Annotated in this window: 10 protein-coding genes; 6 read left to right on the forward strand and 4 right to left on the reverse strand. The window is 35.8% G+C overall.

Going from position 1 to position 14,591, the window contains the following annotated elements:
* Positions 1-268: 268 nt before the first annotated feature.
* Positions 269-1,738, reverse strand: coding sequence for an Asp-tRNA(Asn)/Glu-tRNA(Gln) amidotransferase subunit GatA (gene gatA, locus OOK90_RS02270; protein ID WP_010962643.1), 1,470 nt, complete (start codon positions 1,736-1,738; stop codon positions 269-271).
* A gap of 389 nt (positions 1,739-2,127) precedes the next feature.
* Between gatA and mtaB the strand changes: the two genes are divergently transcribed.
* Both mtaB and OOK90_RS02280 read left to right on the forward strand, forming a co-directional pair.
* Positions 2,128-3,354, forward strand: a complete 1,227-nt coding sequence (mtaB, locus tag OOK90_RS02275; RefSeq protein WP_010082135.1) for a tRNA (N(6)-L-threonylcarbamoyladenosine(37)-C(2))-methylthiotransferase MtaB — start codon at positions 2,128-2,130, stop codon at positions 3,352-3,354.
* A gap of 66 nt (positions 3,355-3,420) precedes the next feature.
* A complete protein-coding gene (locus tag OOK90_RS02280) occupies positions 3,421-4,332 on the forward strand; it encodes a P44/Msp2 family outer membrane protein (protein WP_264329852.1) in 912 nt (303 codons plus the stop codon).
* Between the two features lie 7 nt (positions 4,333-4,339).
* Here OOK90_RS02280 and OOK90_RS02285 read toward each other — a convergent pair whose 3' ends face one another.
* From OOK90_RS02285 to OOK90_RS02295, 3 genes are all read right to left on the reverse strand, one after another.
* Complete coding sequence (locus tag OOK90_RS02285; protein ID WP_015588942.1) at positions 4,340-5,827, reverse strand: type II secretion system protein GspD; 1,488 nt, start codon at positions 5,825-5,827, stop codon at positions 4,340-4,342.
* A 134-nt stretch (positions 5,828-5,961) separates the two neighbouring features.
* A complete protein-coding gene (locus OOK90_RS02290) occupies positions 5,962-7,326 on the reverse strand; it encodes an ankyrin repeat domain-containing protein (protein ID WP_264706072.1) in 1,365 nt (454 codons plus the stop codon).
* 849 nt (positions 7,327-8,175) lie between these two features.
* On the reverse strand, positions 8,176-8,850 hold the full coding sequence (locus tag OOK90_RS02295; protein WP_209472799.1) for a septal ring lytic transglycosylase RlpA family protein: 675 nt from the start codon (positions 8,848-8,850) through the stop codon (positions 8,176-8,178).
* A gap of 26 nt (positions 8,851-8,876) precedes the next feature.
* Here OOK90_RS02295 and murC point away from each other — a divergent pair, with 26 nt between their 5' ends.
* The 4 genes from murC to fumC all read left to right on the forward strand — a co-directional run bounded on the left by murC (position 8,877) and on the right by fumC (position 14,449).
* Positions 8,877-10,373 carry a UDP-N-acetylmuramate--L-alanine ligase gene (murC, locus tag OOK90_RS02300; RefSeq protein ID WP_038250394.1) on the forward strand — a complete coding sequence of 499 codons (1,497 nt, stop codon included), beginning with the start codon at positions 8,877-8,879 and terminating at the stop codon, positions 10,371-10,373.
* A 4-nt stretch (positions 10,374-10,377) separates the two neighbouring features.
* Positions 10,378-11,652: a phosphopyruvate hydratase gene (eno, locus tag OOK90_RS02305; RefSeq protein ID WP_264706073.1), complete on the forward strand. Its 1,275-nt coding sequence runs from the start codon at positions 10,378-10,380 to the stop codon at positions 11,650-11,652.
* A complete protein-coding gene (gene cgtA / locus OOK90_RS02310) occupies positions 11,640-12,662 on the forward strand; it encodes an Obg family GTPase CgtA (protein WP_264706074.1) in 1,023 nt (340 codons plus the stop codon). The genes eno and cgtA overlap by 13 nt, the downstream gene beginning before the upstream one ends.
* 392 nt (positions 12,663-13,054) lie before the next feature.
* A complete protein-coding gene (fumC, locus tag OOK90_RS02315; protein ID WP_264706075.1) occupies positions 13,055-14,449 on the forward strand; it encodes a class II fumarate hydratase in 1,395 nt (464 codons plus the stop codon).
* The last annotated feature ends 142 nt before the right edge of the window (positions 14,450-14,591 follow it).

The raw sequence follows: 14,591 nt of genomic DNA on the forward strand, positions 1-14,591 counted from the left end.
ATGAGTCTCTACCAGACGTCAAGCAAGTTTTTTCGTTTCTATAAATCTGGATTTCAGCGTTATGCGCTGGAATGACAACGTGAGGTAAATTTTTCAACATCCCAAAATTACAGAATTCAGTCTGTTTAATTAAGTGTGAACTGTTACACGAAAATTTTGTAAACAGATTAATATACCCTGTTTTTGCTATTCATCTAAAAATGGAACCATAGAGTACGTTGAGGAGCGTAAGCAAATTTTAATGCAAAAATTACTATCAAAAAATAGATTATGCAAGAGGTCTAATTATTCTGCCGCAATTTTGCTCTATCACACTTGCCACATTTAATATTCCAGCTTCATCATAATAATTTCCAATCACTTGCAAGGCAAGTGGTAAACCCTCATTGGAGAGCCCAACAGGAACAGAAATAGCAGGCAATCCTGCCAGACTTGCCGGCACAGTAAACACATCATTGATGCACATAATTAGCGGATCTGGCTTTTCATTTAAGCCAAAAGCTTCTGTTGGAGCAGATGGCACAAGTATGTAATCTATTTTTTCAAACGCTTTTATAAAATCATTTCTGATTAATGCCCTGATACACTGTGCTTTTTCGTAATATTCATTGTAATGACCTGAGGAAAGCGCATAAGCGCCAATTAAAATTCTTCTTTTCACCTCTTTACCGAAACCTTCTGCTCTTGTTAGTGAATACATTTCTTCAAGGGTATCAGCATCAACCCTGAACCCATAACGCACACCGTCATAACGAGCAAGATTGGATGAAGTTTCAGCAGAACAAATTAAATAATAGACTGGTATTGCATATTTAGTATGTGGCAGAGTAACGTCAACAACTTCAGCGCCATTTTCTTTTAAATAGGAAGCAACTTTCTCCCAATTATGGACTATTTCCTCTGAAATTCCATCCATCCTATATTCTTTTGGTATACCAATACGCTTACCCTTGACATCACCATTTATAAAGCTAGAAAATTTAGGCACTGGCTTTTCGCTTGATATTGAATCTTTTGTATCATAGCCACAGATTGCTTCCAGCATTAATGCTGAATCAGAGACAGAACGAGTAATGACTCCTGCTTGATCTAGAGAACTCGCAAATGCAATCATACCAAAACGCGAGCATCTTCCATAAGTTGGCTTTATTCCAACCACTCCACAATAAGCTGCTGGTTGGCGCACAGATCCACCGGTGTCACTCCCTAGTGCTCCAGCGCATAAAAATCCAGCCACCGATGCTGCAGATCCACCAGATGATCCACCAGGAACAACTTTTTCCCCATCACTTTTTCTAATCCACACATTTTCGACAGGGCCAAAATAGCTGTTTGTGTTCGCAGAACCCATAGCAAATTCATCCATATTAAGCTTACCGAGCATGGCTGCTCCACTTTTTAAAAGCAAGTCAGACACCGTAGATTCGTAAGTCGGAACGAAATTTTCCAGCATTTTTGAGCATGCTGTTGTTTTTATTCCTTTTGTACAGAATAGATCTTTGATGCCAACTGGTACACCCATGAGCGGCGAGATTAAATCATCCTTTTGCCTAGAGAAATGTTCATCTGCAGCTTTAGCAGCTTTCATTGCTATCTCTGGGGTTTTTGTTATAAATGCATTTAATTTCTCATTTTCAACCGCACTGATGTGCGCCTCTACGAGTTCAACGGCAGAAAAACTCTTTTTTTTGAGCCCGTCATGCATTTGTGTAATACTTAACTTTCTTAGTTCATTCATCAATATTTAATTTTTAGCAAGACGTTAATTATAACATGGCACGATAAAAAATCCATACATTTATAGTTACAGCTAGAAATGTAGCTAAGGTAACTTAGATTCACCGACAATCGTCATCCCGCTACTTGTTAGCGGCTAAGAGATACCGCAGCGGTATGACGTAGAAGCTATACTTTTATACTCACCAACTCAGTATCCAATCCGGATTGTATCTTAAAAAGGTCAAAAGACTATAATAAGCAAAGGAGTGATACTGTGTCTGAGTGAAAATCGTTGAGATCCCAGTGTCTGCTGCTTGCATAGCATTTATTTACAAAAAAATAGTCATGCAAGAGACTTTGCTTGGATATTTGATATAATTTAGGTCTATTAAAGCAAAAAATACTAACATGAATGAAGTGATAACATTTGGTTGTCGTCTAAATTTTTACGAGAGCGAGTTAATCAAAGAAGCATTAAAAAAAGCAAAGAGAGAAAATGTTGTTGTGGTGCATAGCTGTGCAGTGACAAACGAAGCAGAACGTCAGGTAAAGCAAAAGATACGTAAGATTTACAAAAATGATCCAAATAAAGAAATTATCGTAGTTGGTTGTGCTGTTCAGTTGGATCCAGAAGTTTACAGTAGCATTCCTGGTGTAAGTAAAGTGCTCGGTAATCAAGATAAGCTAAAAGCTGAAAATTACTTACTAAATGACGATAAAATCTTGGTCAGTGATAACCAAGTAGAACCTGTTCTAATTAATGGATTTGAAGATAAGTCAAGGGCATTTATTGAAATTCAAAATGGTTGTAATCATAGCTGCACATTTTGTTCAATTACTGAGGCAAGAGGGAATAATCGATCTGTGCCAATAAACAGTATTATAGAGCAAATCAGGATCTTTGTAGAAAATGGATATCAAGAAGTAGTGTTTACAGGGGTTGATATTACTGACTTTGGTACAGATTTGTTGGGTAAGCCATCACTTGGTTCAATGATTAGGAGAGTTTTAAAGGATATACCAGAGTTGAAGAGGCTAAGACTTTCCTCTATCGATGTTGCTGAAGTTGACGACGAATTAATGGATTTAATAGCTAATGAGTCAAGACTTATGCCTCATTTACATTTGAGTCTACAATCTGGTAATAATTTAATACTAAAGAGAATGAAGCGTCGTCACAACAGAGAACAAGTGATAGAATTTTGTCATAAAATGAAGAGCTTGAGGCCTAATATAGCATTTGGCGCTGATATTATTGCTGGATTTCCAACAGAAACTGATGAAATGTTTCAGGATACAGTTGATTTACTGAAAAAAACAAATATAGTTTACCTACATGCTTTTCCATATTCAGAGCGGAAAAATACACCTGCTGCACGAATGCCACAAGTACCAGAGAATGTGCGTAAAGAACGAGTAAAAAATTTAAGAGAAGTAAATAAAGAAATTATGAGCAGTTTTTGTCAATCCTTGATCAACACTAAGCAAAGTGTTCTGGTTGAGCAAAATAATGTCGGTAGAGCAGAAAATTTTGCATTAATAAAGCTTGAATCAAAAGCTCAAGCCAAGAGTATTGTGAAAGTTAATGTTAAAGGAGTGGAAAATAATTATCTAATTGGAAATATTTTTTCTTAATTTTTGTACATTGAAGAAATATACGATATAGTAATTATACTGTAAATGATAATTGTGAATTCATTTATGATAACTAGAATATCTATTACTTTATTTTTGATTTTCATTTCATGTGTCTATTTTTTTATTACTTATATTAGTAATGATACACACATTGAGCAAGTACAACCCTTAAAATTAGAAACAGACAATAATAAAAGTGTGATACGTTCTGAGGAGGTTACTGCAAAAGAAATACCAATAAAATATCAAGAACTTGAAAGTAGTCCACCTTCTGTTTTCCAAGTAGCTGATCAGAAAAATATGTGGTCACGTATTGCAGATCAAGCTGAGCCTACAAAAGAAAAATCAAAAAAACTTGATTTTTATGTTAGCGCTAACGGTGGTAAGGTATACCATGATAATTCAGAAATATTTGTAAAGGGTATAAAGGCAATAGGGGAGAGAGTCCTAACTTTAGTTGAAAGTCATTATGGTTTTATAATAAAAAATATAGTGGCAGATGAAATTAAAAGTATACAGCAATTTGATGGTAAAATTGATTTCCAGTGGTTTAGCAGCATGTCTTTAGGTTACTATGCTGGAGAAAATGGTAAAATTGATTTTGAAGCCGCGTATTCTATAGCCAATATTGAAGATAGTAATTCTCCTCCGGTATTTGATAAATCAGCAAGTATATTTGCGTTTTTGTTAAACTTCTATTATAATCCCAGCGTTCAGGATACACAATTTGCTCCGTACATCGGTCTTGGTATAGGACCAACAGTTTTTAGATTAAAAAGGATTAATGGGTCACCCCAAAATTCAATGCCACTGAATGTTCCTTGGTTTGCTTATCAAATAAAACTTGGTGTTGATTATTCAATAATCCCAGAAATCAAAACCTTTCTCGGCTATCGTTACTTTAGCGTTCCGATACCTGTTGCAGATGACATATCTACTCACAATATTGAAGTTGGTTTGATATTTAATTTTTAGTGATAATTTAATATATATATAAATTCTTATCTTTTCTATCTAACAAACCAAATGTTGGTACGATTGTTGCTTTTAAAAAAATGACAGTTTCTACTGTTCTAATATTATTCGCTAGCCTTTTTGATTTCTGATGCAATAAGCTTTGCTTATCTTCTCTATGTTCTATAAGCCCGCCGATTACCATAATTTCACCGCTCTTAATTTTTAACATAGAGTTCATTTCTCTGATTTCAACAATTGGAATGTCGCTATTTAATTTCATTTTACTCTGCTGTGCGACGTACTCTATATCTGGATCTTTAGTGTAGCCGTTAATTCTTGATAAAGTTGGATGTATATCCATGAATATTTCACTAGTATCAATGTTAATGCTTGGGTGGATTATTAGCACAACACCTATTGGGACGCTATTCATCTTGGTAATTAAGGTCTGATTAGAGTTTCTAGTATCTTTTTGTATATCGGAGGTAAAATAAATATGGTTTTTAGTAAATGAAATCATCGCTTGCTGATTATTTATAGCATGTACTCTGGGGCTTGAAATTACAGTTGAAGTGCCAAATTTGTCTAAATTTTTTACTAAATCTCCTAGATCATTTGCACCAAAGTTCATTGCTAGGTTAATAATGGAGTTATCTTGATTTATTATAGACTTAGTTCCATCTTGTAAGTCATTTAAGTTCATACCAGAAAGGTATTTGTCATCTAGCACAACTTCAACTATTTTTGCCTCTATCATTACTTGAGAAGACGCTAACTTCTTAACCTTATTAATATATTCTTCAACAGCTTTGTGGATATCTTTTCTAGCATTCAAAATAATAACACCAGCTTCTCTGTTGGATGAAAGGAATTCGCCATCATCCACCCCGTTAACATCCATTATTGCATTCAAGCCTTTTTCTAATGAATTCCATAAGTCACTACTGTATTGAGACTTCATAACATTGTTATAGTCCCTATCAACGTTACTTCCATCACTGTTAGTAATATTGTTATTAATGACGAAACTGCTTTGAGCAGAATGTTGAATATTGATGAAGTCTACGTAATAATTTTGTGCGTATGGCAAGTCCTGCTCAATTCTAATTACACCATTACTTGTTGAGTAACGCAGTTTGGCGCTATTTGCTATACTCTGAATTACTTCGTTTATATCCTTATCTTTTAGCTTTAAAATAATATTACCTGATATTTTTGGGTCCATATCCAAGTTAACGTCAGAAAGTTTTCCTATCTCAATCAGCAAATCCTTTACTGATACTTCTTCACTAACATTAATAGAAATAAGCTGATTACTGATTGTGAGATCGGGAAACTCTATTGGTAAAGGCATAATTTCTGGTATTGCCGGTTCATTAATCTCCAAAGAGGTGTTATATTGTTGCAACGGATAATCGTGCTTATAATTGTCTATGTTAATAGGATATTGCTTGGTAGGTAGATGTGTGCAAGAAATAATGAAGAGGAGTATTAAGCATTTAAAAATAGCCATTAGAACAGCATACAAAATCTATACTAATAGATTTCTATAAAAATATTAAAAATGTATTTAATCTCATTTTCATCGAGCAGATAATTGTCGTGTATTAGCTTTGGCTATGTATTTTTTGTATACTCTTCTTGTACTTAAATGTAGACCAGCATAGCCCTAATTTTTTTATATATTGTACTTCTTTCTCTGTATTTAATAATAGGCTTGAAAATAAATGGTAAGCCTATAATTGTTAAGCTTAGAGCTAGGGTTGAAAGTATACAACAGGCTTTGTGTTTACTATGTAGCTCTTTCAGATAAAGCATCAAAAATCTACAAAATTTTTTGTAATTTTCTTCGATGTTTTTTTTGCTATGAGCCTTGCTAATGAACATATCTATTGCGGTATGACCGTTATTGCACTTAATGTTAATGTCTGCACCTTTTTCTGTTAACAACTGAGCTATATCAAAATAATCCTTTTGAACAGCAAGATGTAGAGGTGCAAAACCTTGTTGCTCACAAATGTTCATATTGGCTCTAACTTCCAATAACATTTTCACAATTTGTGTATGGCCTTTTTTAACTGCGAGTAGCAAGGGAGTTCTGTTACATTTAGTAACAGCATTAACGTTTACCTTAAGCTTCAATAAGAGCTTAACTGTTTTAGTGTTACCATTATGGCTAGCTTTATGCAGCCTAGCGTTACCATTAAAATCTTGATCGTTTGCTTCTATTCCCTTTGAAACAAGAAATGTTACCATTTTTCTATTATTATGCTCAATAGCGCAATCTAACGCATCAAAACCATGGTTGTTTTTTGTGCAAAAAAACTCTTTAAGTTTAATTTTATCGTTACTTGCTTGCTGTTTTTTTGCAATAAGTTTTACTATTTGCATTTTGTTGTTATACGCTGCTAGGAAAAGCGTAGTGTTATTTTCTGCATCTTTGGCTTCTATATTTGCACCTTTCTTTATCAGATATTCTATAATTTCTGCTCTGCTGTCATAATGTGCGGTGCATTGATAAATGGTTAAAAACAAAGGAGTACGAAAATTGTTATCTTCACATTCGAGATTTGCTCCGCTATCAATTAAAATTTGGACGCTTTTTTTAGAACCGTATAGTGAAGCTATATGAAGAGGAGTATAGCCCTCTTTGGCATCTTTTTCATTAATTTTTGCGCCTTTTGTTATCAAAAAATCTATTAATTCCGTGTCATCTTGTAGTGCAGCAAGGTGCAGTGGAGTGAATCCATTTTTATCCTTGGAATTAATTGTCAGTTGGTTAACAAAAAGTTTAGCAACTTTCTTGTGTCCATGCATAATGGCGTAATGCAGAGGGTTTCTATTTTCGTTGTCTACGACATTGAAATCAGCTTCGTGCTCTAGTAATGACTTTACTCCAACTAAATCGCCTTCTTTTGTGAACTTATGCAAGAGAGTGATTCCACTTGCATCTTTTGAGTTAATATCAAATCCATTTTCTACTAATTGGTTTATATCTTCCTCACGCGCCATATCACTTAAATCTCTAATTAAACTCTTTTCGCGTTAATAATACTCCTACTTGATTAAGTTTAAATGAATCTGTGAGAAATGGCTAGTGCATTCTTGCATAACAAACTTTTGGCAGCGCATTGGATGAAACGAAAAACTTACTTGACAAACTCCGCCAGCCCTCCTATCATGAAACTGAAGCTATTTATTTATCTTCGCAATCTCTGCAGTGGATTAATGACAAAAAACTTAATGTATTTGGCGTAAATCATGCTTAATTTTTTGCACTATGTGCACCTCATGTCTTTATAAAACTTTTAGGTTTCTACCTATACAAGCCGAAACGCGCTTATAAAGTGTTTAAGACAGTAAAAGACGTCAAATAGACAAGGGAGAATTTGAATACTAGCTACCCTAGGGTTTCTTTGCCTTTTTTTTTATTTGGTAAATTTCTTAACATTTATAGCTAAACGACAACTGTCATTCCTGTAAAGGTCAAGTATCCCGCTACTTGTTAGCGGGATCTAGAGATACCGTGACGGTATGACGTAGGATTGCTGTCATTCTGCTACTTGTTAGCGGCTGAGATACCGCGAATGAATCGCGGTATGACGGTTAGCGGCGGCATGACGTAGGATTGCTGTCATTTCGCTACTTGTTAGCGGCTGAGATACCGCGAATAAATCGCGGTATGACGGTTAGCGGTGGCGTGACGATAAGCTCGTCATTCCGCTACGTGTTAGCGGCTAAGAGATATCGCGGTGGTATAGCTATAAATTGTTGATATCTTTTTTATATCACATTTTTAACTTACAATAGTTAGCCAGCGTTCCTTACATTAACCAAATCTTTCAAATTCTGCACTCACCACTACCTATAACTCACTTTCACGCAATATTGATCGTTCTTAAAAAGCAATCTAACATTTTTTATTCCTTGATTGCGAAGCTTTGATGCAGCTGATTTAGCAGCCTGAGCACTTTTAAAAAATGCAACATATCCCTTACTTTCTGCACTGTCTTGTTTCGGGTGACGTTTCTGCATTTCTTTTTCATATTGCTTTCTGTAATGAGGAGTATTTTGTATCAATTGTTCTGACATCTTTCTTAGGTATTGAACTTTTACTTTTGCAAGCCCAGATTTATGAAATCCTAAGACTTGAGCTGCTTTTTCTGATAAGTCTATTATTCTGCCTTCAATAAAAGGCCCTCTATCGTTAACCCTTGTAACAAGCTTTCTTCCATTTTCTAAATTAGTGACAAGAACAAAGCAGGGTAAGGGCAAAGTCTTATGCGCTGCAGAGATCAAGTGACGGTTAAACGCTTCACCATTTGCTGTAAGTGTGCCATGATCTTCTATTCCATACCACGATGCTATCCCTATCTCTTCATAGTGTTTACAGTTTTTTGGGTGATAAGTTATACCATTTATTGTGTAGCTGCTGCCAATTTTATAATGACCTGCAGTGCAGTTAAACCTGTTGCTAAAACTGCAGCTACTTATCAAAACAAATATTAGACATAGAAAGGTTAGGTTTTTTATCATTGTATTCGGTAAGAGGGTTCGATACTATGAGGATTTTAAATTATACTATAATAAATTTAGTAATGAGTAAACATCTACTGCTAAATATTAACAAAACTCAAAAAGGAATAATACATATTATTGGTATAGGTGGAATCGGAATGAGTGCCATTGCTGAAATTCTTCACAATTCCAATTGCAAAGTTCAAGGCAGTGATGCACAATCAAACGACAATATAAATAAGTTACAAAAGCTAGGTATAGAGGTTTTTATTGGTCACAATGCTAATAATATAAGCCAAGCTCAAATAGTTGTACATTCTTCTGCAATAGAATCTGATAATGTGGAGTTAATTGCGGCAAAAAATAACAATAAAACCGTTTTGCATAGATCAGACATACTTGCTGAAATTATGAAAGGTAAATATGTGATAGCGGTTTCAGGTTCAAGCGGAAAGACAACAACAACCGCTATGATTGCTTCCATTTTTGATCATTCTGGCATTGATGCGACTGTAACTGTAGGAGGGATATTAAATTCCTATAAGAGCAACTTCAAACTTGGAGGGAGTGACACTTTTCTGATCGAGGCTGATGAGTCTGATGGAACTATGCTAAAAATCCCTGCAAAGATTGCTGTCATAACAAGTATCAACAATGACCACATAGATTATTACGGCACATTTGATAATATCAAAAATGCATTTTCCCAATTCGTGAATAATGCAGGTTCTGCAGTTTTACCTGATTCTGTAGACATCGATTATGATGCGGGTAATTCTATAACGTTTGGGTTTGAGAATGGTAGCATAAGAGCCAGCAACATTAAACAGCATGCTAACAGCATAGAATTTGATGTGTTGAACAACTGGATTCCAGCATTACGTGCTGGAATGACAAAAGGAAAGTGTACAGAGATGTCATCCCAGTGCGTGACACTGGGATCCAGCCCTTTAAAAAACATAGTACTATCAAATGCAATTGGAATTCACAAAGTAAGCAACGCCCTAGCTGCAATATCAGTTGCGATAAAGCTCGGAATTAGCGATGCAGATATTAAAAAAGGCCTTTTGGAATTTCAAGGAGTAGCAAGAAGATTCTCTTTGATTGCCGATATTAAAGGTGTTAAGTTAATTGAGGATTATGCCCATCATCCAAATGAAATATATGCAACTTTAACGGCTGCACGTTCGATTACTAAAGGAAAAGTAATAGGAATTATCGAACCACTTCGTTTTGCCCGCATTCGTAATTTTTTTGATGAATTCATACGAATTTTCATGATGTTTGATTATGTCATCCTCACTCCTGTTCATCCCCCAGAAGACAAGCCTATTCCTGGTTGTGGGATTGATGATATACAAAAAGCTTTAATCAGTAATGGATTTAATAACACAAAAATTATGAATGATGCTTTGCTCATTTCACATTTTATTAGTGATTCGACAAGTCCAAGTGATATAGTATTATTTATTGGTGCTGGTAGTAATATAGCTAAATTGGCAAAGGAAACTGCAGCACTTATTGCGGAAGTTAAGGTTTAATGTAATGAATAAGATAATCAATAACGTATTTGCAAGAGAAATTTTAGATAGCAGGGGTTACCCCACTATTGAGGTAGAAATTGAGCTCTGTGATGGTGCAATAGGCAGGGCATCTGTACCTTCTGGAGCTTCAACCGGTAAATTAGAAGCCTTGGAACTCAGGGACCAAGATGAGAAAAGGTATTGTGGTAAGGGAGTGCTGAAAGCTGTTCAAGCTGTAAATGGGATAATAGCAGATGAAATCATTGGAATGAATGCAGCGGACCAAAATGCAATTGATAAAGCATTAATTGAACTGGATGGAACAAAAAACAAATCAAAACTTGGAGCAAATGCAACTTTGGGTGTGTCTCTTGCAGTTGCAAAAGCAGCAGCAAAAAGTTTCAAAATGCCGCTATATAGATATTTGGGAGGAAAGCAGACGAGTGTTATGCCGGTTCCACTCATTAACATAATTAATGGTGGAGTACATGCAGACAATAAGCTCGATTTCCAAGAATTCATGATTCTTCCGGTCGGTGCTGAGACTTTCAGCGAAGCGATTAGAATATCTGCGGAGGTATTCCACAACTTACGTAGCATTCTTAAGAAAAAAGGTTATAGCACAAATGTAGGGGATGAAGGTGGTTTTGCACCAAATATTGAAAGTACTGAAGAAGCACTTGATTTGATCATATACGCTATAGAATCAGCAGGTTATTCAGCGCAAAGTGATTTTGCACTAGGCCTTGATGTTGCTTCATCTACTTTTTATGAAGATGGAATTTACAAATTTGAACACAGAGATCTTACTTCAGAAGAGTTGACTGAATATTATTGTAATCTTGTGGAAAGATATCCAATAATTTCTATAGAAGATGCAATGAGTGAAGACGACTATGAAGGTTGGAAATTACTTACTGCAAAATTGGGGAGTAAAATTCAATTGGTTGGGGATGATTTGTTTGTTACAAATTGTGAACTGATATGCAAAGGAATAGAGGAAAAAATGGCAAATGCTGTACTGATCAAGCCAAATCAAATAGGGACGTTAACAGAAACTTTTGCTGCTATTGAAATGGCAAAATCAAATGGCTATAAAGCTGTTGTTTCTCATCGCTCAGGTGAAACAGAAGACACAACAATATCTCATATAGCAGTTGCGTCAAATTGCGGGCAAATAAAAACCGGGTCGCTATCGCGTTCTGATAGACTCGCGAAGTATAACGAGCTAATCAGAATAGAAAGCGCATTAGGAAAGGATGCTAAATATTATCGTGGGTTAGCATGGGTTTTATAGACGAAGTAAAATTGTGTTTAAAAGCTGGTGACGGTGGTGATGGCTGTGCAAGTTTTCGTCGAGAAAAGTTCGTTGAATTTGGTGGTCCAAATGGTGGTAATGGAGGAAAGGGTGGAAACATAGTTTTCATCAGCGACGCTAATCTCAACACTTTGCTTCATTTTCGTTATAGAAGACACATTAAAGCAGATAGTGGAAAAAATGGTGCAGGCAGGGATAGATCTGGCACAGCAGGGAAAGACGTTATACTTAAAGTTCCAGTCGGTGCACAAATAATTGATGAAGAAAGTGAAGAGATAATAGTAGACCTTGACAAGCCTGGTATGGAATTTCAAGTAGCACAGGGTGGAAAAGGTGGACTTGGAAATACTAATTTTAAATCTTCTACTAATAAGGCACCAAGACATTTTACTTACGGTCAGCCTGGCGAAGAAAAACATGTATTATTAAAACTAAAAGTTTTATCAGATGTTGGAATTATTGGCATGCCAAACGCAGGTAAATCAAAATTTTTGACTCGCTGCTCAAATTCCGATACAAAAGTAGGCGATTATCCATTTACCACCGTAAGACCTCATTTAGGCATGGTAAAAGTGGATGATAGCGAAGTTGTAATAGCAGATATTCCTGGAATAATTACTGATGCTCACCTTGGAGTTGGGCTCGGGCATAAATTTTTAAAGCACATAGAAAGGTGTCAAATTTTACTTCATTTAATCGATGTAACTCACGATAACGTTGTTTCGGCTTATAGTTGTATCCATAATGAATTGGAACTTTACAATAGTGATCTTGTTGAAAAAGAAGAGATTGTAGTATTAAACAAATGCGACTTATTGAGGGAAGCAGAAATTCTGGAAAAGAAGAATCACCTAGCTAATTATCTCAATAAAGAAGTGCTGTGCTTATCAATTAATGGTGATTTACAGCCTATTTTAAGATTATTAAGTGAAAAATTGAAAAAGAGTAATTCTAAGGAAATCGATGTATATGATCCTTTTAAAGCGTAAATTTTCTATTTATGGATGTACAAGAATGGTAGCGTGCAACCAGAACTAAGCGTACAGCTGTGCAAACATCGTGATTTGAGTCCACCAGAAGGGTGTCATCCCAGTGCCCAGACACTGGGATCCAGGAATTTTATTAAGTTGGTAAGCATAAAAGTAGCCGTTTTATGTTAAAATACAACGTTTTGATGATTATGAAAAGGCTGGATTCCAGACTGGAATGACACCATCATAAAGTGAATCAGTGTCAGCTACTTGCATCTACCATGCAAGTTAACTGAAAATTGCAATGTTCGTACACTTGACTACTTGGATCTAGTATGATTTAATTAACCAAGAAGTAGGCATGAAAAAATTATGTAGTGAACCAGTTTGCATAACACCAGGAGGAAAATATGGATAGAAAGACGAGAATAGAATCAGACAGCTTAGGGGAAGTAAAAGTACCAAGTGAACATTACTGGGGAGCACAGACTCAGCGTTCTTTAGAAAATTTTAAGATTGGCACAGAAAAAATGCCAGAGCCTCTGATTAAAGCATTAGCAATAGTAAAACTTGCAGCAGCGCGTGTTAATATGAAACATGGTGTTATAGATGATAGGGTAGGGGACGCAATTTGCACAGCCGCGAGGGAAGTAATAGATGGCAAATTTAATAATGAATTTCCGCTTGTTGTTTGGCAAACCGGATCCGGAACGCAGACTAATATGAATATGAATGAAGTGATCAGCAATCGTGCAATAGAGATTTTAGGTGGTAATTTGGGTAGTAAATCTCCAATACATCCAAATGATCATGTGAATTATGGTCAGTCGTCAAATGACACCTTTCCAACAGCAATGCATATAGCAGCAGCAGAGCAAATAAACTGCTTGCTTATTCCAAATCTTGAAAAATTGCATAAGGTGCTGGATAATAAGGTTCAGGAATTTAAAGATATAATAAAAGTAGGACGTACTCATCTGCAAGATGCAACGCCCCTAACACTAGGACAGGAGTTCTCTGGCTATGCAGTCCAGATTAAAAAGGGGATAGAGAGAGTAAAATCAACTTTAAGTGGTATATACGAGCTTGCACAAGGTGGCACTGCGGTTGGCACGGGACTCAATACTAAAAAGGGTTTTGCTGAAGATTTTGCAAAGCAAGTTGCAGGAATTACTAACCTTCCATTTACTTCAGCAGGCAATAAATTTGAAGCGCTAGCAGCAAATGATGCTTTAGTTGAGCTCAGTGGAACACTCAATACAGTAGCAGTCAGTTTAATGAAAATTGCAAATGATATAAGGTTGCTTGGTTCTGGTCCAAGATGCGGAATTGGGGAAATAATGTTACCGGAAAATGAGCCTGGTTCTTCAATTATGCCAGGTAAAGTGAATCCAACTCAGTGTGAAGCGGTGACTATGGTATGCACTCAAGTTATGGGAAATCATGTTGCTGTAACCATTAGTGGTTCAAACGGTCATTTTGAATTGAATGTGTTTAAGCCAGTGATAATTTACAATGTTTTGCAGTCTATAAGACTTTTAGCTGATGCAAGTTTAAATTTTACAGAAAAATGTGTAATTGGTATTAAAGCAAATGAAGAGAGGATAAAAGATTTACTGAATCAGTCGTTGATGTTGGTCACTATATTAAATACGCATATAGGGTACGACAATGCAGCAAAAATAGCGAAGCTTGCTTATAAAGAAAATATCACTCTAAAAGAAGCAGCAGCAAAACTTCAACTGCTCACTGAGGAAGAGTTTGAAAGGATAGTGAAACCAGAAGAAATGGTAAATTATTTGTAACCGCTCACACTTAATTCTTCAATCTCACTAATAGAAAGGCCAGTAAACTTGACAATAGTGTTAACATCAACATTATTATCTTGCTTTGTCTACCTTATTTTGCCGCTCCCCTGAACGGATACGGTTTAAGACATAAGATCCT

This window comes from Wolbachia endosymbiont (group A) of Ancistrocerus nigricornis (assembly GCF_947250785.1).
Classification (GTDB): domain Bacteria; phylum Pseudomonadota; class Alphaproteobacteria; order Rickettsiales; family Anaplasmataceae; genus Wolbachia; species Wolbachia pipientis.

Bases quoted from the DNA above. Each gene is read 5' to 3' on its own strand.
- gatA (WP_010962643.1), bottom strand. From the start codon at position 1,738: ATGAATGAACTAAGAAAGTTAAGTATTACACAAATGCATGACGGGCTC.
- mtaB (WP_010082135.1), top strand. From the start codon at position 2,128: ATGAATGAAGTGATAACATTTGGTTGTCGTCTAAATTTTTACGAGAGC.
- OOK90_RS02280 (WP_264329852.1), top strand. From the start codon at position 3,421: ATGATAACTAGAATATCTATTACTTTATTTTTGATTTTCATTTCATGT.
- OOK90_RS02285 (WP_015588942.1), bottom strand. From the start codon at position 5,827: ATGGCTATTTTTAAATGCTTAATACTCCTCTTCATTATTTCTTGCACA.
- OOK90_RS02290 (WP_264706072.1), bottom strand. From the start codon at position 7,326: ATGGCGCGTGAGGAAGATATAAACCAATTAGTAGAAAATGGATTTGAT.
- OOK90_RS02295 (WP_209472799.1), bottom strand. From the start codon at position 8,850: ATGATAAAAAACCTAACCTTTCTATGTCTAATATTTGTTTTGATAAGT.
- murC (WP_038250394.1), top strand. From the start codon at position 8,877: ATGAGGATTTTAAATTATACTATAATAAATTTAGTAATGAGTAAACAT.
- eno (WP_264706073.1), top strand. From the start codon at position 10,378: ATGAATAAGATAATCAATAACGTATTTGCAAGAGAAATTTTAGATAGC.
- cgtA (WP_264706074.1), top strand. From the start codon at position 11,640: ATGGGTTTTATAGACGAAGTAAAATTGTGTTTAAAAGCTGGTGACGGT.
- fumC (WP_264706075.1), top strand. From the start codon at position 13,055: ATGGATAGAAAGACGAGAATAGAATCAGACAGCTTAGGGGAAGTAAAA.